Here is a 21,161-nt window from a genome sequence, read left to right as displayed (position 1 = left end):
TATTGGAGGTGTATGGAATAACCCGATACTTATCGAATATGGTCGGGCAGCGTCCGATATACACCTCACTCCCACACACTGGTAACTGTGCCCGCAGACACCGCGGTGAAATCTCCAGAACTTTCAGCCGCTGTGATCGTCCTCGTAGGCGGCCAGGACCTCACGATACCGGTTCCGAATCGTGACATTACTGATGTCAGCAACCTCGGACACCTCGTCCTGTGTGATAGTTTCATCACAGAGCTTCCCCGCCGCATAGACAGCACTCGCAGCAATACCAACGGGATGTTTTCCGCTGTGAACGCCGCGGGCCGTGGCAGCCTCGATCAACTGGCGAGCCTGTCGCGTCGTATCGTCGCTACAGTCCAGCTTGGAAGCGATACGACCGACGTATTCGATTGGGTCAGTCGGCGGGATCTGCAGGTACAGTTCCCGAACAACGTACCTGTAGGTACGCTTGATCTCCAGTGCGTCGACACGACTGACAGCAGCGATTTCGTCGATCGTGCGTGCGACGCCATCCATCCGCGTCGCGGCATACAGAACCGCGGTTGCAACCCCCTCGATTGAACGCCCCGGTAAGAGGTCGTCCTCCAACGCCCGGCGGTACATCACGCTTGCAGTCTCGCGCGTCGGCTTGTGTACTCCCAGTGCGGAGGCCATCCGATCGATCTCGCCGAGCGCCTGCTTGAGGTTGCGCTCTTTCGAATCCCGTGTACGGAATCGTTTGTTCCACGTCCGTAATCGCTGCAGTCGCTGCCGCTTTCGCGGCGACACTGAACTCTGGTATGTGCTTTGGTTCTGCCAGCCGATATTGGTCGAAAGCCCCTTGTCGTGCATCAAGTGTGTCGTAGGAGCCCCGACGCGTGACTTCGCTGCCTTTTCAGCCGCGTCGAAGGCACGCCATTCCGGCCCGTGGTCAATACGCTGCTCATCAACAACTAATCCACAGGCGGTACACACCTGTTCGGCCGTGTCGTTTTTCATCCGCACCGTTTCACCACACTCAGGGCACCGGTGTTTTTCTGAGCGCTCTGTTTGTGACTCTTCAGTCGGATCAGTCGTCTCGTGAGTCTGGTGGTCCATACCCCCACATCAGCCCACCAACAGTAAACGTTTGTGACCACAAGTAGTTCACACAGACCATTAAAGAAATGTATTGTAGTTACAAATTCTTCGTTTGGGCCCCTAGATTTATTCTTCGAGGCGACAAGGTTCAGGCGATGAGCTCAGATCAACAGCACCTTCGCGAGACCGATACCGAAGACCGGTTCGACTTCAAGAAAGAGGAGGCGGCCGCATTCAAGACTGACCAGGGGTTGACAGAGGAGACGATACGGCTCATCTCCGAGGACAAAAACGAGCCCGAATGGATGTTGAAGCGACGACTCCGCGCGCTGAACCTCTGGCAAGAGATGCCGATGCCAACTGGCTGGCCGGGACAGCCGGACCTCTCCGAGGTCGACGTCAATGAAATTGTGCCGTATATCCGCCCCGACGTTGACGTCCGCGCCGGCGTTGACGACTGGGAGGAGCTGCCCGAGGACATCAAGGATACGTTCGATAAACTCGGGATTCCGGAAGCAGAGAAGAATGCGCTCTCCGGTGTCGGTGCCCAGTACGAGTCCGAGGTTGTCTACCAGAACATGCAGGAGCGTTGGGAAGAGAAGGGCGTCATCTTCTGCAATATGGACGAGGCCGTCCAAGAGCACGAAGAAATCGTCCGCGAGTATTTCATGGGCAAGTGCGTGCCGCCGAGCGACAACAAGTTCGCCGCGCTGCACGGTGCCATCTGGTCCGGCGGCTCGTTCGTCTACGTTCCCGAAGACGTGACCGTCGAGATGCCGGTCCAGGCGTATTTCCGGATGAACTCCGAGGGGATGGGCCAGTTCGAGCACACCCTCATCGTGGCCGAACCCAACTCCGAGGTTCATTACATCGAGGGCTGTTCTGCACCCAAGTACTCGGCGTTCAACCTCCACTCCGGCGGCGTTGAGGTGATTGTAAAGGAGAATGCTCACGTCCAGTACTCGACGGTGCAAAACTGGTCAAAGAACACCTACAACCTCAACACAAAGCGCGCAATCGCTGAGAAAGGTGCGACTATGGAGTGGATTTCCGGGTCGATGGGTTCGAAGGCAACGATGCTGTATCCATCGACGATCCTGAAGGGGCCGGGTGCGACGGACAACCACATCACCATCGCCTTCGCGGGCGAGGGTCAGAACATCGACACCGGCGCGAAGGTCTACCACAACGCGCCGAACACGAAGTCGACCATCGAGTCGAAGTCGGTCTCGAAAGACGGCGGCCGAACGAACTACCGCGGCTTGGTCCACATCGCCGACGGCGCCGAGAACTCCTCGACGTCCGTCGAGTGTGACGCGCTGATGTTCGACAACGAGTCGACGTCGGACACGATGCCGTACATGGAGATCAACGAGTCGAACGTCGACGTCGCCCACGAGGCGACGGTCGGCAAAATCGGCGATGAGGACGTCTTCTATCTCCAGTCGCGCGGCCTCGACGACGACGACGCAAAGCAGATGATCGTCTCGGGCTTCATCGAGCCGATCACGGAGGAACTGCCCATCGAGTACGCGGTCGAACTCAACCGGCTCGTCGAACTCGAGATGGAAGGGAGCCTCGGGTAGTCGTCCGTGAGGGCTACTTCCGATTTGACGCTTCGTGTGCTGACGCGTGTCTTGTTGACGTCCGTCAACCCAGGACGAGCGGGGCGCCTGTGAGGGGTGAGTGAGTGACTACCAATGATCCTCCCACTCCAGTGCTACCGGTGCGGGGCAGCGTATACGTACCTCGGCGAGCGGCCACATCCGGCACGGTGTCCGGCGTGTGGTTCTTCGTGTGTCCCGCCGGCCGGCTCTCTCACCGTCACGAACAGCGTTCACTGGGAGAGTGCAAACGGGCTCGCGAAAGTCTGGGTCCACAGCACCGACGAACGTGGCCGGCCGTTTGAGTTCGAAGTCGCCGCACACGGTCGGTCCGGCAAGTTGGTTGCGATCAAGGCCGACGGCGTATCAATTAACCCACAGACTGACCAGACACTGGAAACGCTCCCACCGGCAGTGAGAGACGAAATTGAAGCGCAGGGCATAATACATATCCGGATGACGAAAGAGAACTCAAAAGTTTGATACCAACTCAGAGCACGCACCGACCGGGTTCACCGAATCAGAACCGTACGCCGGACGGCCCGGATGCTGGTATCGACGCCGACAACCCCCGTGCTTCGACTCCTGGCGGTGCCCTTGAGTTCGCTCTCCAGTAGGCGTGGTACGGGTCGACACCCGCCCCCGGGAGCCAGTTCCGGTCGACACCCAGCACGCACCAATCGCTCCCGAAGAGAACTCGGCGAAATCCTCTGCCAAACAGAAACACACAAAGTTATCTTTTTGTTCTGTTTGTGTAAATAAAACAAACCCACAAGATCGATATTAACACATACTATTCCTATTTTCCGCATATAGAAAACATTTATAAATATCCAGGACGCACGGTAGAGTATGACAACCCCACAGTTGAGCCAACACCAGCGGCGCATCCTTCAGTCGGTTGTTGAACTGGCCAACGACGAGACGCCGCTTGTGAGCGGTTCGGACATCGCGGACAGACTCGACCGGAACCCCGGAACGATCCGAAACCAGATCCAGAGTCTGAGCGCGCTCAAGTTGGTCGAGGGGGTGCCCGGGCCGAGGGGCGGATACAAACCCACCGCGGCAGCCTACCGCACCCTGGACAGCGAGGGGTTGGACGACCCCGCCGACGTCCCGGTTGCACAGAACGACCAGGCTGTCCGCGATGTCAACGTCGAAAAGATCGATTTCGTGACTGTCCACAGCCCGACCCAGTGCCGTGCGGAAGTCACCGTTCGGGGCTCGGTTCGACACTTCTCACAGGGCGAGCACGTCACGCTCGGCCCGACCCCGTCGACCGACCTGCAGGTCTCGGGGACGGTCGAAGCGGTCGAACCCACGTCCGGCACGATCACCCTCGATGTCGGCCGGATGACGACGTCCACCGAGCCGATGGCTGCCGACTGATACCGACCGCTCCGACTGCGTGCTACTGAACACCACCCCCGGCGACGGTGCTCGGCGGGCGGAGACGAACACGGCCGTTCGGTACCCAATCCGCCTTCCGCTCTCCGCCCTCCGCCTTCCGCTCTCCGCCCTCCGCCTTCCGCTCTCCGCCCTCCGCCTTCCGCTCTCCGCCCTCCGCCTTCCGCTCTCCGCCCTCCGCCTTCCGCTCTCCGCCCTCCGCCTTCCGCTCTCCGCTCTCCGCCCTCCGCCTTCCGGCGTCCCGGTACCCGGCGCGACCGTCGGGTCGACGACGCCGATCCCGGTGGTGGCGGAGGTCGTGTGGGCCCGCCTCGGGAGCGTTTGTACCCGTCTTTGATCTGACGTTGTCCGAACCGGAGTGGTTCAGTCGCTCCGGGCGCGATCCGGCATACGTTGCGGTTCCGGCAGCGTATCTCTTAGTCGGTTCGGTTCCACACAGCAGGTATGCAGGTTGACCTCAGCCACCCGATCGACACCGGAATGCAGACCTACCCCGGCGACCCCGCAGTCGAGGTGCACCCATACGCGACGCACGACTCGGACGGGTTCCACGTTGACACCGTCCGGTGTGGGAGTCACACCGGGACGCACGTGGACGCGCCGGCGCACACCGAACCCGGCGGCCGAACCCTGAGTTCGTACCCGGTCGATCGGTTCGTGTTCGACGCGGCGGTCGCCGACTGCCGCGACCTCAGCGCGCGACAGCCCATCCCCCTGAGCCGGGTCCCCGACGTCGACGCCGGCGCCGACCTCGTCGCTTTCCGGACAGGGTGGGACGCCCACTGGGGGACACCGGCGTACCTCGATCACCCCTACCTCTCGCCGGCGGCCGCCGGCGCGTGTGCCGACCGCGGACTCGCCGTCGCCGTCGATGCGCTCAACCCCGACCCGACGCCGACGGAGAACGCCCGCGAGGACGAACCCGCCGACTTTCGAATCCACCACACGCTGCTCGGAAACGACCTGCTGATTCTCGAGAATCTCACCAACCTCGGCAAGGTGCCCGAGCGGTTCGAACTCCGGGCGTACCCGATGGCGCTGGCCGGCGACGGCGCGCCCGTCCGAGCCGTGGGTGTCGTTCCGGAGTAGTTCCGCTTCGGGCGCTCCGTGGCCCCTTCCGGTCCCGATAGACGCTTCGCGTCCGTCGATGTCACGCTTGTTCCACCGCCGGTGCGACGCACCGGGTTCCAGCGGGACCGTGGGTCCCACCGGACCGACGGGACTCTCGACGGTCAGTGGTTCTCCGCGCAACCCGGGTCGACCAGACGCGGCCGTCCCGGCCGAGGACAACGCTCAAACCGCTCGAAGCCAACGTATCACACTGACAGGGCTGGGTCCCAGCGGTTCACGGCCCCGTGTCCTGTTGTCTCCAGTCGGAGCCCGGCGGGTGCCCACCCCCCGAGGCTCCATTCCTGACTAGTGAGCCACCGCCGTCCAGACCTTACTCGTGGGGGAATGTCACCACTCAGTCGTCTGCGGGCTGGGCTGCGGGCTCGGACGCGGGAGTCGCGGCCGCCGACACCGACGCCGGCGTCCACTCGAGGTCACCAGTGTAGTGGAACGCGTGGTGATCCTGCTCCGGGTCGACGACAGTCACGGAGAGCCACCCGTTGTCCAGCAGGCCCGCCAGGTCGTCGTGGTCGGCGAGGACCGCTGTCACGCGGTCGACCGGAGCGTGAACGACCGTTGAGAGCCGGAGCGGCTGGTGGTACGGCTCGTCGTCCGCGCTCCGCACCGACTGTAGGGGGAGCCCGGTCAGCAGGTCGCCCCCGTTGCCCTGGTAGACACCAACGTTGCCGACGGGGTTCTGCGTCACCTTCGACCCGCTGCCGTAGACCGCGGTGTCGACCGTCGCGAAGTAGTACTGGGCGTTGATCCACTGAGTGACAACCATCGGCCCCGTGAGGATGGCCGCCAAGGCGTCGCCGTCGGGATCGGTCCGCCAGTCGTAGGAGTGGAGGAACGACCGGCCGTCCAGGTCGACCCCCGCGGTGAGTTCCCGCGGGCCGATCACAACCCCCGCGTTCCCGGCCAGCCCCCACTCCGGGCGGGTCTCGGCCCAGTCGGCGGCGCGACGCTCGGTCTCGCGGACGCCCGAGTCGACATCGCAACCCATGTCGCCGGTCCGCTCTGTGGCCGCACCCGCGCGTGCGGTCTCGAGGTCGGCTCGGAGCCGCCGGATGTCGTCGGTGTGAGTGTCGGGGACGGTGCCGTCGTACAGCCTTACCTCGTCGGTGGTGGTGTTATGTTCGCCGGCGACGAAAACGGTCTCCTCCGGCACGTCGATCCCGCGTTCGCGGAGTGCCGCCCTGACCGCGTCGTCGTTACAGATCGTCGCGAGCACGCGAGCGCTCGGGCCGCCGGGGTTGCCGGCGCAGGCGCCGCAGTCCAGGGCGGACCCGAACGGGTTGTTCGCGGTCCGGCTGGCGTGGCCCGCGAAGACAACCACGCGGGCGAACTCCTCGAACCCCATCAGCTCGAACGCTGTGGCGGCGTACTCGACCCGCTCGTCGAGCGAGAGCCCGTGTGGCAGGCCGGTGCTGTCGCCCGGCCTCTCGTCGAAATCGGGGGCGCAGAACTCGTGCGCGTCGGGCGTCCGCCGGTCGGTGGCGGCGAGCAGGTCGTAGAAGCGCTCGGGGAGGAGCGTTCGGAGGGCCAGCCCAACGCCATACCCCGCGCCGGCGGTCTCGACGAAGCTGTACGCCGTCGCGGCGTTCGACCGGAGATCGTCGAGTGCGCCCGCCACTGTTTCGAGCGTGGCGCTCCAGGTGTCGTACCTGGCTCTCTTCGGGCTGTCTACCGTCGCAGGCCGGTCGTCGATGTGATGGGCCGCGTCGACGATCGGCGGGCAGGCGTCGACGGTCACGTCAGACCCGTAGCCGTCGTAACGCATCGGAATCCCGAAGAATCCGGCGTAGCCGTGCGTCTCGTAGTCGCCGGCTGCCTCGATGTGCCGCCGGATGATCTCCGACCGCGTGTCGATGCAGAACACGAACTGGGCGTCGGGGCGGCCGCCGTCTCGGGGGTCGGAGCTCGCAGCGAGCCGCTCGCTCGCGTCGGCGATCACCCCGGTCAGCGCCGACCGGTAGCTCCGCTCCCACGCGGTCAACCACACCCCGGGAAGCGGGACGCCCGGGGCGTCCGACGCTGTCGGGCCGCTTCCGTCCGATGATTCGGTCGGCGCAATCGGAGCGTCGAACCGCTCAACGAGCGCCAGCCGCACTGCCAGGTAGCCCCGAAGCGTGATCGGGTACGCCGACTGCCAGGCGTCGCCGTCAGCGACGCGCTGCTTGATCACCCCGGTCCACCCGGGCAGTGCGGTCAGGTGGAACGCTATGATCTCCTCCCACTCGTCTTTGGGGTGTCCATTGAGTGCGTTCCGGATCGCGTCGACTGGGTTGTCGGGCAGCTCCGCGACCGCGTCCGACCCCGGGATGTCGCTGTCGTGACGGGCCACCGCCCGAAACGCGTCGTAGAAGCCGCGTTCGCGCTCCGGCATCGGCCACTTGGCCTGCCCCTGATCGAGGAACGCCGACAGCCACTTCGTGACGACGGCGTCGACCCGGTCGGCCGCGGCCGATTCCGTGTCGGGGTCGTCGGTCGACGCCGCGGCCGCCATCGCAGAGAGCGACGCGTTGGGGTCGGTGTCGTACCCGTGGGCGTCGAGTTCCGCACGCAGGAGCTCCGGGTCGATCCGCCCATCCGCCCACGCGCGGCGGAAGGTGGCCACACTCGGGTAGCCGTCGCCGCCGAGGATGCGTTCGGCCTCGCCGACGGCCTCGTGGAACGGCCGATCCTCGAACCCCGCGAGGGGGTTTGCCGTGACGAACGAGTGGAGCGGCCACGCGGCGCCGACAGACTCGGCCGCGGCGTCGATGCGATCGTCGATGGTGGCGTGGCTCGGGTCAGTACTCATTGTACTCCTCCGTCGTGGTGAGTTGGGTTTCGGGCGCGGGTTGGGTGGCGTTCAGAAGCGTGACGTAGAGCCGCCGGCTGCGCGTGTAGACACGAGTCTCGACGGCGACGTACGCCACGACGAACGCGACGGCGACCACCCCGTGGACCGGGGTCAACGCCACCGGCTCCCCGACCCCCGGAACCTCGGCGAGCAGCCCGCTGACCGCGTTGTAGACGCCCGCGTAGACGGCGATCGCCGGGATCGCGACCACCGGCACAGCACCGTACCGCACTCCGGGTGGGAGCGCCGAGTCGGCCACCACCTCCCGGGCGGCGTGGAGGGTCGTCAGGGTCACGAGCAGCGTGAGCAGGAGCCCGGTGTCGAGTGCGGTCCCCTTCCCGGTCAGCGCCGCGAAGGTGACGCCACCGGCGAGTGCGGTGCCGGCGGTCACGACCACACCGAACGGCGTGGTCGCCCCCGACTCCGCCGTCGCGGTCGGGCTCTCGTGGTCGACGTCGTCGCCCGCGCTCAGGAACTGATACGCCTTGTAGAACCCGTGGAGGATCAGGTGGGTGACCGCGGCCGCGAAATATCCGAGGCCGGCTTGCACGATCATGAAGCTCATCTGCCCCACTGTCGAACAGCCGAGTTCGCCCTTGACATCGGTCTGAACCGTCTTCAGGAGCTTTCCGAGCATCGCGCTCGCCGCGCCGACGACGACCGCCGTGAGCATCACGCCGGCGTCGGCGGCGACCACCGGCGCGAACCGGATCAAGAGGACCCCGCCGGCGTTCACGAACCCGGCGTGCATGAGCGCCGACGCCGGGGTCGGCGCCGTCATCGACGACAGGAGCCAGGTGTGGAACGGCACCAGCGCCGACTGGATCACCGCCGCGAGCAGGAGCGCGACGGCAGCGACGAGCACGGCCGCCGGTGGCGCAGTCGGGACGGCCGCCGGCACCGCCGAGATCGCTGCCGCGCCGGTTGTCCACCACAGCGCGCCGAGCGCGACCGCGACCGCGGCGCCGCCCGCCAGGAAGTACCGGCGGGCACGTCCCGCGGCGGCCTGCGCCTGCGGCCACCCCTCGACGTGGCCGATCAGGTTGGCCATCACACGCCCCATAGCGATCCACGCCGCTAAAAACAGGAGAAAGCTGTCCGCGGCCACGAGTACCATCACAGCCAGTGTGAACGCGAACACCCGCTTGAAGAACCGGTCGATGTGCCGGCTCCCGGCCAGGTAACGCCGGGAGTAGCTGTGGACGATACCACTGAAGAAGGTGACCGCCGCCCACATAACGGCCGTCATCCCGTCTATCACCACGACTCCCGTGACTCCCCACGAGGTGTCAGTCACGAACCGCGCGACGACGACCCCGAGGCTCGCGACCCAGAGGAGCCAAGCGAGTCGCGTCAGAACCGAAGGCACCCGAGAGTCCGTGGGTGTCGGTGCCGGCAACTGTCCCACGGTCGTCGTTCCGTGTTGGTCCGTCGTCGTTCCGTGTTGGTCCGTCGTCGTTCCGTGTTGGTCCGTCGTCGTTCCGTGTTGGTCCGTCATCGTTCGAGTCATCCACGACCGACACCCTCACGCCGGCTCGGGGCCACGAGCACGGTCACCGGTCGTCACTACCTCATACAACGAACGCTCCGATTATTAAATCTATCTAAATTACCAGAACGTTCTTTAGTAGCGTATTATAGAACGTTATGATTTCTGTCCGGTGTGGTTACCCATCGACGAGGGTAGAAAACCATATGATCACGGGCGCCCGGACTCCGGTATGGAAGAGGTAGCGGGGACGGTCCTCGTCGGGGAATCGTTCGATCCTGTCTCCGGGCGCGTTATCGTTGAGGACGGGCACATCGCGGCGATAGAGGAGGCCGACACCGAGTCGACCGACATCGTCCTCCCGGCGCTCGTCAACGCGCACACCCATCTCGGCGACTCCGTTGCGAAGGAGGCCGGGGTCGGCCTCTCGCTCGACGAGGCCGTCGCCCCACCGAACAGCCTGAAACACCGACGGCTGGCCGCCGCCGACACCGAAGAGTTGGTTGCGGCGATGCGGCGGACGCTCCGGTTTATGCACCGCACCGGCACGGCGCGGTGTCTGGACTTCCGCGAGTCGGGGCCGGCCGGCGCCCGCGCGCTCAGAGACGCCGGCGAAGGGCTAGATATCGACCCGTTCATCTTTGGGAGCGGTGGCGCGTCGGTGCTCGATATCGCCGACGGCTACGGCGCGAGCGGCGCGAACGACGATGACTTTGCCGAGGAGCGTACCGCGGCCGCCGCGCAGGACGTTCCGTTCGCCATCCACGCCGGCGAACCCGACGCGACCGACATCTACCCCGCACTGGACCTCGACCCTGACCTGCTGGTACATATGGTTCACGCCGAGGACGAGCACCTCGACCGGGCCGCAGACCAGGGGGTTCCGATCGCGGTCTGCCCCCGGGCGAACACCGTCCTCAGCGTGGGCAAACCGCCGATACGGGAGTTACTCGACCACACGACGGTCGCGCTCGGGAGCGACAACGTCATGTTGAATCCCCCGTCGATGCTCCGTGAGATGGCGTACACGGCCAAACAGTTCGACGTGACCGCTCGGGAGGTTCTGGGAATGGCGACGCGGGCCGGCGCCGACGCGGCCGGACTTGACACTGGAGTCATCGAACCCGGCAAGCGGGCCGACCTCCTCGTCGTCGACGGCGACTCGGATAACCTCGCCGGCACGGCAGACCCCGTCCGGGCGGTTGTTCGGCGGGCGACCGGGCTGGACGTCAAGCGAGTCGTGCGCTAGGGCTCGGCGTCCGGATCGAACCGCCCGAACGGCGTTGTCTCGTGGCTGCGAACCAGCACCTCGTCGGCGACGGTGAGGCCCATGTCCAGGAGTCTCTGGGCGACGGGGGTGATGTCGCCGTCCGACTCGCCCACGGCGGTCACCAGCAGGTTCCGGTCGCCAGTCACCAGTTCCTGGACGGAGACCACGCCGTCGATAGCGAGGATCTCGGGGACGATCTCGCCGCGCTCGGGAATCGATGCGGTACAGAACAACAGCATTCGGAGGGGATACCCCGACCGCTGGTAGTCGACCTCCGCGCTGTAACCTTTGATGATTCCCTCGGATTCGAGCCGCTGGATCCGCTTGCGGACGGTGCTGCCCGAGGTCTCGGTCCGGTCGGCGATCTCCCCGGACGACGCGTTTCTGGCGTCCTCCTGGAGCGCGTACAGGATCGCCTCGTCGATGTCGTCAGTCGCGTCGTCGGCCATACACCCACATCAACGGCAAAGCCACTTTACGTTGTACGTTGCCCAGGTCCGCTCGCGCCCGGGCGGCGGCCCGTTCCCCTGTGGGCCCTCAGATCCCGCGGACGGTCTCGATGGCGCCGATCGACTCTAGCGTGATCCACATCAAAAATACGGCGTAGAGCCCGAGGAACCCGTAGGCCTCCCGGTCGGTCAACTCGAGACCAGTTCGGGCGAAGACGATGAACACGAGCGTCGCGAGGCCGAGAAACCCCATCGTCGGCACCGCCACCAGGAAGTTGATGGTCGCCGATCCTCCGAGCAGGACTCCCACGGGGATCGCAACCAGGAGATTGAACGTGTTGCTGCCGAGGACGTTCGTCAAACTCGTGACGCTGTCTCCATCCTTCGCGGCGCTGACACTGACGAACGCGTCGGGCAGGCTCGTCGCGGCCGCGATCACGATCAGCCCCCACAGGAAGCTCGGGGTCCCGAAGGCCTCCCCGAGCGCGAGCGCGGCGCGAACGAGCCCTTCAACGCCGACCGCGATCACGACGAGCGACACGGCCAAGACGCCCCACTCGCGTGCGGGAGCGACGTCGATGGTGTTGCCGCCGACGTGGCCGTCCGCGTCCTGTTGGTGGAGAAATAGGTAGACGCCGTAGGTCCCGAGTAGCAGGACAGCCAGCCGTGGGGTCAGGATCGCCGCCCGGTTGGTCCCACCCGGGACGTAGGTTGCCCCCAACGCGAAGACGACGAACAGCAACAGCACGCTGATGATGTAAAACTGTGTGTCCCGGTGGACGAGGCTGCGGTTCGAGTCGAGATTATCGCTGAAGATCACCGAGAGCCCCGGGATCACGAGGAGGTTGAATATCGCGCTGCCGACGATCGCGCCGACGCCCAGCGAGAAATCGCCGTGGACGACGGTGCTGATGACGATCGAACTGATCTCTGGGAAGCTGGACCCGACGGCGACCACCACCGCGCCGTGGACCGCGACCGGCAGGCCGTAGTGTCTGCTCAGCCGGCTGGCGGCCCGCTCGAAACGCTCGCTGCCCTTCCAGATCACGAGAGTCGAAACGACGACTAAGCCGACCGAAGCGGCGACACCGACCATCGATCAGACTCTCACAGAACAGACTGAAAGGCGTATCCATACGGTCGGACCACGGCCGAATGGTTCGGTCGCTCCCGACCTCGGACCGCGGGGGCGTTCGACGAGTGGCCGGGCTCTCGGACGACCGGGACGTTCGCCGGCGGCCACTACTCCCCGCCGCAGGTCCTCCGCGAACAGAGCCGCACACCCGTCGGCGAGGTCAATCGGGCGTGAGCGGACCGGTGGGCGGTCTCAGTCGACGGCTGGAGCGGCGGCCGACCCCTCCGAATCCGGCTCCGTCACCTGGGTGACGGTCAACGCCAGCCCGATTGCGCCGGCACCCGTCGCCGCCGCGAATGGGACCACGAACCCGAAGCCAACCAGAACGCCCGAAAGCAGCGTCCCGAAGGCGATCCCGAGCCCGAACCCCATCGTGAGAAGCGACAGCGTCGACCCCGACGCCCCCTCGCGCGCGAGGTCCCCCGCAAGCGCCAGCGAGGGCGCGAACACGGCCGCGACCGCAAGGCCCTGGAGGAACCGGGCGGCGATCATGGCGTACGAGGAGGTGACGAGCCCCTGTGCAAGCGTCGTGGGCAGAAGCAGGACAAACCCCGCGATCAAGAAGGGACGGCGGCCGTACCGGTCGCTGAGCCGGCCGATCGGGAGTTGAAACAGCACGTTCGCGAACACCGTCGCGCCGAACTGGATCGAATAGAGGAAACTCCCCTGGTTGAGTCGGTCGTTGATCACGTTCGCCAGCGGCGCGTAGACCGCGATCGACAGCGCCATAACGATCGTCGCGAGCGCGAGCGCGAACACCGGGTCGAGCCACCCGTTCTCGCCGCGGACGCGGATCGAGATGTCCTCACTCGCGGTCTCTGTTGGTTCGGGGTCGGTGATCAGAATCGAAACGAGCCCAAAGCTCACTGCGGCGCCGACGACCGCGACCAGGAACGCGGCGTCGAACCCCGACACGGGTAGCCCGGCAACGGCGTAGGGGCCGCTTGCAACGACAACTCCGGCGATGAGCGGGCCGGTTCCGAACCCCAGGAGCCTAAACGTGTTGAACAGGCCGAAGTTATTGCCGCGTTCCCCTGACTCGGAGAGTTCGTTGACAAGCGCCACGGCGATCGGGATCGAGAACGCGGCGCCGACGCCCTGGAGGCCGCGCATCGCGAGGACGAGCAGGTAGTCGGTGAACACCAGATACCCCGCGCTCCCGGTTGCAACCAGTCCCAGTCCGAAGAGCAGAAACGGCTTCCGGCGCCCGGTCCGATCGGAGAACGACCCGGTGAGGGGCTGGCTCAGGCTGTTGAAAAACCCGAACAGCGACAGCACGACCGCGATCAGTAACTCCACGCTGAGGGTGATTCCCACCCCGAACGCGCCCACCGTCGACCCGGTGGCGGCCGGGAGCTGCACCGCCTCGCTCCCGATGTAGAGCGGCAACACGACCACCAGAAACGAGTTCGCGAGCGCGCTGACCATCCGTGCGATCGCCAACGAGAGGATACGGGCGTCCAGTACTGGAGTCTCGCGCATCTGTGCGCCGGTTAGGTCGCACCGCAATCAAACGTACCGGTCGGACGACGACGCGTTCGGGTCCCCGACTCGCCGAACGGCCGAAATAATAATGATCGTTCGTAATGTATGTCGTGGTAGAGGAACACGCGCCTCACTACATCAGTTCTTTGCAGGCACCCGCGAAGGATCCATTAAAGTAAAAATTTATTACAATGTGTAGTAATAATTAGGATGGATATGTCCCACAAAAGTGACGACGGGAAGTTGCCGTCGCGACGAACGTTCATCCGGGCGTCGGGCGTCGCGGCGCTCGCAGGAATCGCCGGGTGTAGCGGCGGCGGTGGCGGCGGTGGCGGAGACGACGGCGGCGACAGCGGCGGTGACACCACGACCGGGGGCGACAGCGGAGGCGGCGCTTCGGGCGACACCGTCGAGGTCCTGCATGGCTGGACCGGCGGCGACGGCGCCGCGGCGGCCGACGCCCTCGTGGAGGCTTTCGACGAGAACGTCGACGGCGCCACGCTCGATTTCAACCCCATCGGCGGCGGCGGCAACCAGAACCTCGACGCGGTCGTCGCAAACCGGTTGCAGAGCAACGACCCCCCGGGGTCGTTCGCCAACTGGCCCGGCCCGAACCTCCTGCGCTACGAGGGCGTCCTCGGCAGCGTCGACGATGTCTGGGAAGAGAACGACTTCGAGGAGGTCATGATCCAGGAGGCCATCGACCTCCACCAGCAGAACGGGAGCTACCGCGCGGTCCCGCTCGGGTCACACCGGCTGAACTGTCTGTTCTACAACGTCTCGGTCGTCGAAGACGCCGGCATCGACGTGGACTCGCTGAACAGCCCCTCGGCGTTCATCGACGCGCTCCAGACGGTCCAAAACGAGACCGACGCGATCCCGATGACCCACGGAATGTCGGGAACGTGGACGACGACGCAGCTGTGGGGCGCGGTGATGCTCGGCGTGAACGGCTACCAGCCGTATATGGACTTCCTCGCGGGCGAGGGCTCAGAGGACGCGGTCCGGGCGGCGTTCGAGGCCACCGCGGAGATGCTGGAGAACTACATCAGCGAGGACGCCTCGTCGATCGGGCTGACACAGTCCAACCAGAACATCATCAACGGCGACGCCGCGTTCATCCACCAGGGTAACTGGGCGGCGGGTGCGTTCCGGAACGCCGAGGACTTCGATTACGACGAGGACTGGGGCTTCAAGACCTTCCCCGGTACGGAGGGGATGTACACGCTCCACTTCGATTCGTTCCTCTATCCCTCGGACAACCCGACGCCCGAGGCGACGAAGACGTGGCTCTCGTTCGTCGGAAGCCCGGAGGCCCAGGTCGCATTCAACCAGTTCAAGGGGTCGATCCCCACTCGGACCGACGTGAGCTTAGACGAGTTCGGGCCGTATCTCCAGGAGACCGCAGAGGACTTCGCGGAGGCGGAGTTCCGACCGCCGAACCTCCAGCACGGCCTCGGCGTCCCCTCGGAGGTGATGACCCAACTCAACGAGGTCATCTCCTCGGAGTTCACGGGCCCGTACAACGTCGACGCGGCGACGCAGGGCTTCCTAGACGCAGTGTCGAACTGACTCCCGCCGTATGTTCGACCTCTACCGTCGGCTGTCCGGCGCCCTCGGTCGGTCGTCGGGGAACGACAACGCCAGCGGCAACGAGGCCCGCACCGACGGCGGCGTGGTGAGCGACCGCTCGGTCCCGGAACCGGGATCTGAATCGGATCCGGGGCCGCTCGCCCGCGTCGGCGCGGCGGTAGACCGGCGTCTCGGGAGCGACTTCCTCGAGTCCTCACTGTTCTGGCTGCCGCCGTTCCTGCTGATCGCGCTGTTCGTCTACGGCGCCATCATCTGGAACCTACTCATCTCGCTGACTGACTACCGGGGGTTCGCGAACGCGCCCGACTACGGGAACCTCGATTTCGAGATGTACACCCGGGCGCTCGCCGATCCGGGCTTTATTGACGCCGCGGTCAACACCCTGATTCTGCTGGTGGCGTTCACGGGCGCGACGCTGGCCGTCGGGCTCCTGTTGGCGATCCTGATCGACCGCGGGATCCGCTTCGAGAACGCGTTCCGGACGATCTACCTTCTGCCGATGAGCCTCTCGTTCGTGGTGACCGCGCAGTTCTGGCTGTGGATGTACAACTTCAATAACGGGATCGTCAACCTGCTTCTCGGCACCGTCGGGATCGGCCCGATCAGCTTCCTCGGGGATCAGACGATCGTCCTCTGGGCGGTCATCTTCGCGTTGATGTGGCAGTTCTCGGGGTACGCTATGGTGGTGTACCTCGCGGGGCTCCGCGCGATCCCCACCGAGCACTACGAGGCCGCACAGGTCGACGGCGCGTCGACGCTGAAAATGTACTGGCGGGTGATCATCCCCCAGCTCAAAGGCGCGACTATCAGCGCCGCAGTCGTGCTGATGGTGTTCGGCATGAAGGCGTTCGATTTCCTCTACTCGCTCGTCGGCGGCTACCGACCGCCGAACGGCGCGGACATCCTGGCGACCAAGATGGTGCGTGAGGCGTACGCGAACCTCAACTGGGCGTACGGGGCGGCGATCGCGATCGTGCTGTTCGGTATGGCGCTCGCGGTCATCGGCCCGTATCTCGTCTACGAGTACCGGAGGAACAACCTATGAGCGACGCCGAGATCCGACGGGCGGACGCGACGACCCGCGTGGCACGACTCCGCCGGACTGTCCAGCAGACGAGTCCGGGGGAGGTCGTTCTGTACGCGGTGTTGGTCGTGATGGCCGGCTTCTACCTCGTCCCCATCGAGTCGGGGCTGGTCACCTCGATCAAGACGAACACCGCGATCATCGGGACGGCCCCGTACGCGCCGCCGGGCGCCAACGGAGTGACGCTCGAAAAGTGGGGGACCGCGATCGACGCGCTACTACGCGGGATGGGCAACAGCCTGTTGTACGCCGTGCCCGCCACCGTCATCTCGGCGGTGCTTGGGAGCGTCACTGCGTACGGGCTCACGATGCCGACGTGGAAGCGCGCGTACAAGGCGCCGCTGATCGCGTTGATCGTCGCGGGCATCTTCATCCCGTACCAGGCGGTGCTGGTCCCGCTGACCCAGTTCTGGTCGCAGTGGGTCGGGATCGCACAGCACCTGTCGTTCGTCTGGGCGCTTGGCGTCCCCGACGACTACGCCGGCATCGTGGAGTTGGTCATCACCCACGTCGCCTACGGGCTTCCGATCTGTACGCTCCTGTTCCGGACGTACTACAAGACGATGAGCACGGAGATGATCGAATCCGCCCGGCTCGACGGAGCGTCGCTCCGCCGGGTCTACCGCCGGATCGTGCTCCCGCTGTCGGGGCCGATGTTCGCGGTGGTGCTCATCTACCAGTTCACACAGATCTGGAACGACCTGCTGTTCACGCTGGTGCTCGTTTCCACGGAGTCGAGCCCGGCGGCGCCAGTCGTGTTGATCCTCGCGGGGCTGGGCTCCTCGCTGGAGGGCCAGGACTTCGCGCTCCGTATGGCTGGGGCGTTCTTCGCGGCGCTGCCGACGCTCGCGGTCTACATCTTCTTCGGCGAGGAGTTCGCCGAGGGGGTGTCGGCGTGACCCGCGTCCGATCCGGGTTCGTACCCGGAGTCGGCGGCGGAACCGACCCCGAGACGTGCCGCGAGAACGGCCCATCGACCGACGCTGTCGGCCACACCCGGCAGTACGAGACCCCAACTCACAGATATGGCAACGCTTGAACTCGATTCGGTACGGAAGACGTTCCAGGACGACAGCGGCGAGATCGTCGCCGTCGACGACGTTTCGACGGCGATCGACGACGGCGAGTTCCTCGTGGTCGTCGGCCCATCGGGTTGTGGAAAATCCACGATGCTGCGGATGGTCGCGGGTCTGGAGTCGATCACTTCCGGGACCGTCTCGCTCAACAACCGTGTGATCAACGACGTGAAATCCCAGGACAGGGACATCGCGATGGTGTTCCAGTCGTACGCGCTCTACCCGCACATGTCCGTCCGGGGGAACATGTCGTTCGGGCTCGAGGAGTCGACCGACCTCCCCGACGACCAGATCGCGGAGATGGTGTCGGAGACCGCGGAACTGCTCGGGATCTCCAACCTCCTCGAACGGCGGCCGACGGACCTCTCGGGCGGCCAACAACAGCGGGTCGCACTCGGGCGCGCCATCGTGCGCGACCCCGAGGTGTTCCTCATGGACGAGCCGCTGTCGAACCTCGACGCGAAGCTCCGGGCGCAGATGCGGACCGAACTCCAGCGGCTCCAGGAGGATCTGGGCGTCACCACCGTCTACGTGACCCACGACCAGACGGAGGCCATGACCATGGGCGACCGGATCGCCATCCTCAACGACGGTCGGCTCCAGCAGGTGGCCACCCCGCTCGAGTGTTATCACGAACCCGCAAACCAGTTCGTCGCGGGCTTTCTGGGTGAACCCTCGATGAACTTCTTCGACGTGCGGTTCGAGCGCGGCGTCCTGGTCGGCGACGCCTTCGAGTATCCGCTCGGCCCCGAGGTCCGCGAGGCCCTCGACGGGACCACCGACCTGGTTCTCGGGATCCGGCCGGAGGACATCGAACTGGCCGAGACCGCGAGCAACGACCACGACTTCGCGACCACCGTTGACGTCGTCGAACCGATGGGCGACGAGAACACCGTCCACCTGAAGTTCGACGAGGGCGTGGAGACGATGATCGCGACCGCGGACGGGTTCACGCGGATCTCCGCCGGCGACGACGTGGTGGCTCGCATCCCCGCAGAGTCGATCCACGTGTTCGACCGCGAGACGGGCGAGGCGCTCCGCAACCGATCACTGGACTCGAAGACGTTGTCGGCGGCGCTGGAGTGATACGGGCCGTCGTGGTCAACTGCCGGTCGTCGCCGACCCCGTGATGTCTGGTAGTCAGCCACAACACCCCGTGCGACACCGACGGCTCTGGGTTGGCTCACCACACCGTGGTTCGGTCGACGCCCTCGGCGACGAGCGCAGCGGCGGCGACGTGGGCGTACGCGAACACGCCGAACCCGACGAGCGAAGCCACACTCCGCGTCGCCGTCGTCGCGACCACGCTCCAGGCGAGCACCACGAGAACGGCGGCGCCGACCCACGAGAGGAAGTACGCGCCGCGTGCGGTCCCGCGGAGCGCCGTTCGCCGAATTCCCGCCCGGAGGCCGTCTTCGACCGCAACCACGGCGGCCGCCGGCAACAGGTACGCACACACCACGGTGACCAGAAGCGCCACGGTTGCGAGCGTCGCCGCCGTCACGCCCTCGATGGCAACCGGAACGACGCCGGTTCCCGTGACGAACCCGACGGCGGCCACGACGACGGCCGGGGGGAGGAGGTACGCCGCGGTGACGCCGGCCAACCGGCCGGCGCGCCGTGCCGAACCCCGGGTGCGGAGGCTCGGGAACCCCTCCCCCGCGAGCACGCCCGCGAGGAGCGCGACGAACACCACGGCGGGGAAGAGCACAAGCGCGGCCGGCACCAGAAACGTCACGTCGGGCCACAGCGCCCCCGCGACCTGTACCAACACGCCGGCGACCAGGACGGACACGAGACATTTCACCGTCCCGTCGAGCCGCGATCGGTCCCGGACTGGATACCGGAGCGCGTCGACGAACAACTCACTCACCCCGTGTGGCTGTCGGACGGGGACAGCTGCGGGGGTCGGCGATCATCCGGGACACGTCCGCGTCGGTCGGACGGCGGGGCGCAAAACGATGTCGGTCGCGGTCGCTCGCCGCCGCCGCGAGACTGCCGGCGGCGCCACCACGGGCCGCCGCCGTCGTTCACCACCGCTGGTGGACGTGCTCGCGGACGAACTCGTCGTAGACCTCCCGGACGGCCGCGTGGCGGTCGGCCGAGAGGTGCGGGAGGGCAGCGGCGGCGACGTTGTCGCGGACGTGTTCGGGGGACGAAGACCCCGGGATGACCGTCGAGACCGCGTCGTGGTCGAGGATCCACCGGAGCGTGAACTGCGCCATCGACATCCCGTCCGGCACCAGCGGTTCGACCGCGTCGACAGCCTCCAGTCCGTCCTCGTAGGGGACACCGGCGAACGTCTCGCCCACGTCGAAGGCGTCCCCGTCGCGGTTGAAGTTCCGGTGGTCGTTCTCCGGGAATTCGGTGTCGGCCGAGAGCGCGCCGGTCAACAGCCCCGACGCAAGCGGGACCCGGACGACGACGCCGACGTTCCGGGCGGCGGCCTCCCGGAAGAACGTCTCCCGGGGGCGCTGTCGGAACGGGTTGAAGATGATCTGGACCGTCTCCACACCGGGGTACTCGACGGCCTTCAGCGCCTCCTCGACGCGCTCGACGCTGACGCCGTAGTGGTCGATGCGGTCCTCATCCCGGAGTGTCTCCAACGCCTCGAAGGTCTCCGGTTGGTAGTAGACGTCCGTCGGCGGACAGTGGAGTTGGACGAGCTCCAGCGTCTCGACGCCGAGCCGCTCGCGGGAGTCGTCGACGAACCGCCGGAGGTTGGCCTCGGTGTACTCCCCCGCGACGTGGGGGTCCAGCCGCCGGCCGGCCTTCGTCGCGACGAACGGCTCCTCGTCGCGGTCGGCGAGCACCTCGCGGATCAGGCGCTCGCTCCGGCCGTCGCCGTACACGTCCGCGGTGTCGAGGAACGTGATCCCCGAATCGAGCGCGGCCCGGATCGCCTCGCGCGCCCGGCGCTCGGCCACGTCCCCCCAGTCGCCGCCAATCTCCCAGGTCCCGAGTCCCACCTCGGTGACGTCTGTCCCTGTCGTCCCGAGCGGTCGCGTGTCCATGTCCGAGGCTGTCGGCCCAGCCTTCTAACGCTTCGGGAGCCGGCACGCTCCGACGCGTTCGGACGCGTTCGGACGCCCGGATCGGACGTCGTGACCGCGAACTGCGACCTACGCCACATCCACGGGCGCGCCACGCTCGGCGCTCTCGTAGAGGGCGTCGATGACGCGCATGTTCGCGATCGCCTCTCGGCCCCCGGTCCGTGGCTCCGCGCCGCTGTCGACACAGTCGGCGAACGCGGTCACCTGCTCGGCGTACTGGTCGACCGGCTTGAACGTCTCGCCGTGCTCCTCGCCGTCGATCGAATAGTCGAGGGTCGCCGGCGCGTCGCTGGCGACGGTGAACGCGGGGTGGGCTTCGACCCACCCGTTCTCGGCTTCGACCCGGTACCGTTGTACCTCGGGGGCGTCGAACGACCCGTCGACGTGCGCCATCGCGCCGCGGTCGTACTCCAAGAGCCCCATCAGCGTTTTGGAGGTGGAGCCTCCGGCCTCAACGAGCGACCGAAGCGTAGCAAAGGGAGTGAGTAGG

18 protein-coding genes are annotated in these 21,161 nt (G+C 66.1%); 9 read left to right on the top strand and 9 right to left on the bottom strand.

Annotated elements, in window-relative coordinates; all coding sequences use genetic code 11:
* Positions 1–123 precede the first annotated feature (123 nt).
* A complete protein-coding gene (locus IEX72_RS06265; RefSeq protein WP_188786528.1) occupies positions 124–1,086 on the bottom strand; it encodes a transcription initiation factor IIB in 963 nt (320 codons plus the stop codon).
* A gap of 137 nt (positions 1,087–1,223) precedes the next feature.
* Here IEX72_RS06265 and sufB point away from each other — a divergent pair, with 137 nt between their 5' ends.
* The 4 genes from sufB (at position 1,224) to IEX72_RS06245 (ending at position 5,168) form a co-directional block, all read left to right on the top strand.
* Positions 1,224–2,654 (top strand): Fe-S cluster assembly protein SufB, encoded by a 1,431-nt coding sequence (gene sufB, locus IEX72_RS06260; RefSeq protein ID WP_188786527.1) that lies wholly within the window; start codon positions 1,224–1,226, stop codon positions 2,652–2,654.
* Between the two features lie 114 nt (positions 2,655–2,768).
* On the top strand, positions 2,769–3,155 hold the full coding sequence (locus IEX72_RS06255) for a hypothetical protein (protein WP_188786526.1): 387 nt from the start codon (positions 2,769–2,771) through the stop codon (positions 3,153–3,155).
* A 369-nt stretch (positions 3,156–3,524) separates the two neighbouring features.
* Positions 3,525–4,061: an HTH domain-containing protein gene (locus tag IEX72_RS06250; protein WP_188786525.1), complete on the top strand. Its 537-nt coding sequence runs from the start codon at positions 3,525–3,527 to the stop codon at positions 4,059–4,061.
* Positions 4,062–4,523: 462 nt separating this feature from the next.
* The gene (locus IEX72_RS06245; protein ID WP_188786524.1) at positions 4,524–5,168 is read left to right on the top strand and encodes a cyclase family protein; all 645 of its coding nucleotides are present in this window, start codon (positions 4,524–4,526) and stop codon (positions 5,166–5,168) included.
* A 376-nt stretch (positions 5,169–5,544) separates the two neighbouring features.
* On the opposite strand, the gene IEX72_RS06240 is transcribed toward IEX72_RS06245, so the two are convergent.
* Both IEX72_RS06240 and IEX72_RS06235 read right to left on the bottom strand, forming a co-directional pair.
* Positions 5,545–7,995 (bottom strand): DUF2309 domain-containing protein, encoded by a 2,451-nt coding sequence (locus IEX72_RS06240; RefSeq protein ID WP_188786523.1) that lies wholly within the window; start codon positions 7,993–7,995, stop codon positions 5,545–5,547.
* The gene (locus IEX72_RS06235; RefSeq protein ID WP_188786522.1) at positions 7,985–9,535 is read right to left on the bottom strand and encodes a proton-conducting transporter transmembrane domain-containing protein; all 1,551 of its coding nucleotides are present in this window, start codon (positions 9,533–9,535) and stop codon (positions 7,985–7,987) included. Before IEX72_RS06235 ends, IEX72_RS06240 begins: the two co-directional genes overlap by 11 nt.
* A 223-nt stretch (positions 9,536–9,758) precedes the next feature.
* Between IEX72_RS06235 and IEX72_RS06230 the strand changes: the two genes are divergently transcribed.
* Positions 9,759–10,775 carry an amidohydrolase family protein gene (locus IEX72_RS06230; protein ID WP_188786521.1) on the top strand — a complete coding sequence of 339 codons (1,017 nt, stop codon included), beginning with the start codon at positions 9,759–9,761 and terminating at the stop codon, positions 10,773–10,775.
* On the opposite strand, the gene IEX72_RS06225 is transcribed toward IEX72_RS06230, so the two are convergent.
* The 3 genes from IEX72_RS06225 to IEX72_RS06215 all read right to left on the bottom strand — a co-directional run bounded on the left by IEX72_RS06225 (position 10,772) and on the right by IEX72_RS06215 (position 13,862).
* Positions 10,772–11,245, bottom strand: coding sequence for an Lrp/AsnC family transcriptional regulator (locus IEX72_RS06225; protein ID WP_188786520.1), 474 nt, complete (start codon positions 11,243–11,245; stop codon positions 10,772–10,774). The genes IEX72_RS06230 and IEX72_RS06225 overlap by 4 nt on opposite strands.
* Positions 11,246–11,333: 88 nt before the next feature.
* On the bottom strand, positions 11,334–12,341 hold the full coding sequence (locus tag IEX72_RS06220; protein WP_188786519.1) for a sodium:calcium antiporter: 1,008 nt from the start codon (positions 12,339–12,341) through the stop codon (positions 11,334–11,336).
* A 231-nt stretch (positions 12,342–12,572) separates the two neighbouring features.
* A complete protein-coding gene (locus IEX72_RS06215; RefSeq protein ID WP_188786518.1) occupies positions 12,573–13,862 on the bottom strand; it encodes an MFS transporter in 1,290 nt (429 codons plus the stop codon).
* 219 nt (positions 13,863–14,081) lie between these two features.
* Between IEX72_RS06215 and IEX72_RS06210 the strand changes: the two genes are divergently transcribed.
* From IEX72_RS06210 to IEX72_RS06195, 4 genes are all read left to right on the top strand, one after another.
* Positions 14,082–15,437: an ABC transporter substrate-binding protein gene (locus IEX72_RS06210; protein ID WP_188786517.1), complete on the top strand. Its 1,356-nt coding sequence runs from the start codon at positions 14,082–14,084 to the stop codon at positions 15,435–15,437.
* Between the two features lie 10 nt (positions 15,438–15,447).
* Positions 15,448–16,503, top strand: coding sequence for a carbohydrate ABC transporter permease (locus IEX72_RS06205; protein ID WP_188786516.1), 1,056 nt, complete (start codon positions 15,448–15,450; stop codon positions 16,501–16,503).
* On the top strand, positions 16,500–17,441 hold the full coding sequence (locus IEX72_RS06200) for a carbohydrate ABC transporter permease (RefSeq protein WP_188786515.1): 942 nt from the start codon (positions 16,500–16,502) through the stop codon (positions 17,439–17,441). The genes IEX72_RS06205 and IEX72_RS06200 overlap by 4 nt, the downstream gene beginning before the upstream one ends.
* Before the next feature lie 126 nt (positions 17,442–17,567).
* Positions 17,568–18,704 (top strand): ABC transporter ATP-binding protein, encoded by a 1,137-nt coding sequence (locus IEX72_RS06195; RefSeq protein ID WP_188786514.1) that lies wholly within the window; start codon positions 17,568–17,570, stop codon positions 18,702–18,704.
* A gap of 97 nt (positions 18,705–18,801) precedes the next feature.
* Here the strand turns inward: IEX72_RS06195 and IEX72_RS06190 are convergent, their stop codons facing one another.
* The 3 genes from IEX72_RS06190 to IEX72_RS06180 all read right to left on the bottom strand — a co-directional run.
* A complete protein-coding gene (locus tag IEX72_RS06190) occupies positions 18,802–19,491 on the bottom strand; it encodes a hypothetical protein (RefSeq protein WP_188786513.1) in 690 nt (229 codons plus the stop codon).
* A 157-nt stretch (positions 19,492–19,648) separates the two neighbouring features.
* Positions 19,649–20,632, bottom strand: coding sequence for an aldo/keto reductase (locus IEX72_RS06185; protein ID WP_188786512.1), 984 nt, complete (start codon positions 20,630–20,632; stop codon positions 19,649–19,651).
* A gap of 108 nt (positions 20,633–20,740) precedes the next feature.
* A partial coding sequence (locus tag IEX72_RS06180) for a Gfo/Idh/MocA family oxidoreductase (RefSeq protein ID WP_268238877.1) occupies positions 20,741–21,161 on the bottom strand: 421 nt, incomplete at its 5' end.

Origin of the sequence: Halobellus salinus, assembly GCF_014646875.1 — an archaeon.
In the GTDB taxonomy this organism is placed as follows: domain Archaea; phylum Halobacteriota; class Halobacteria; order Halobacteriales; family Haloferacaceae; genus Haloquadratum; species Haloquadratum salinum.
Note: the sequence above shows the minus strand (reverse complement) of the source record. Positions and strands in the feature narration are given on the sequence as shown.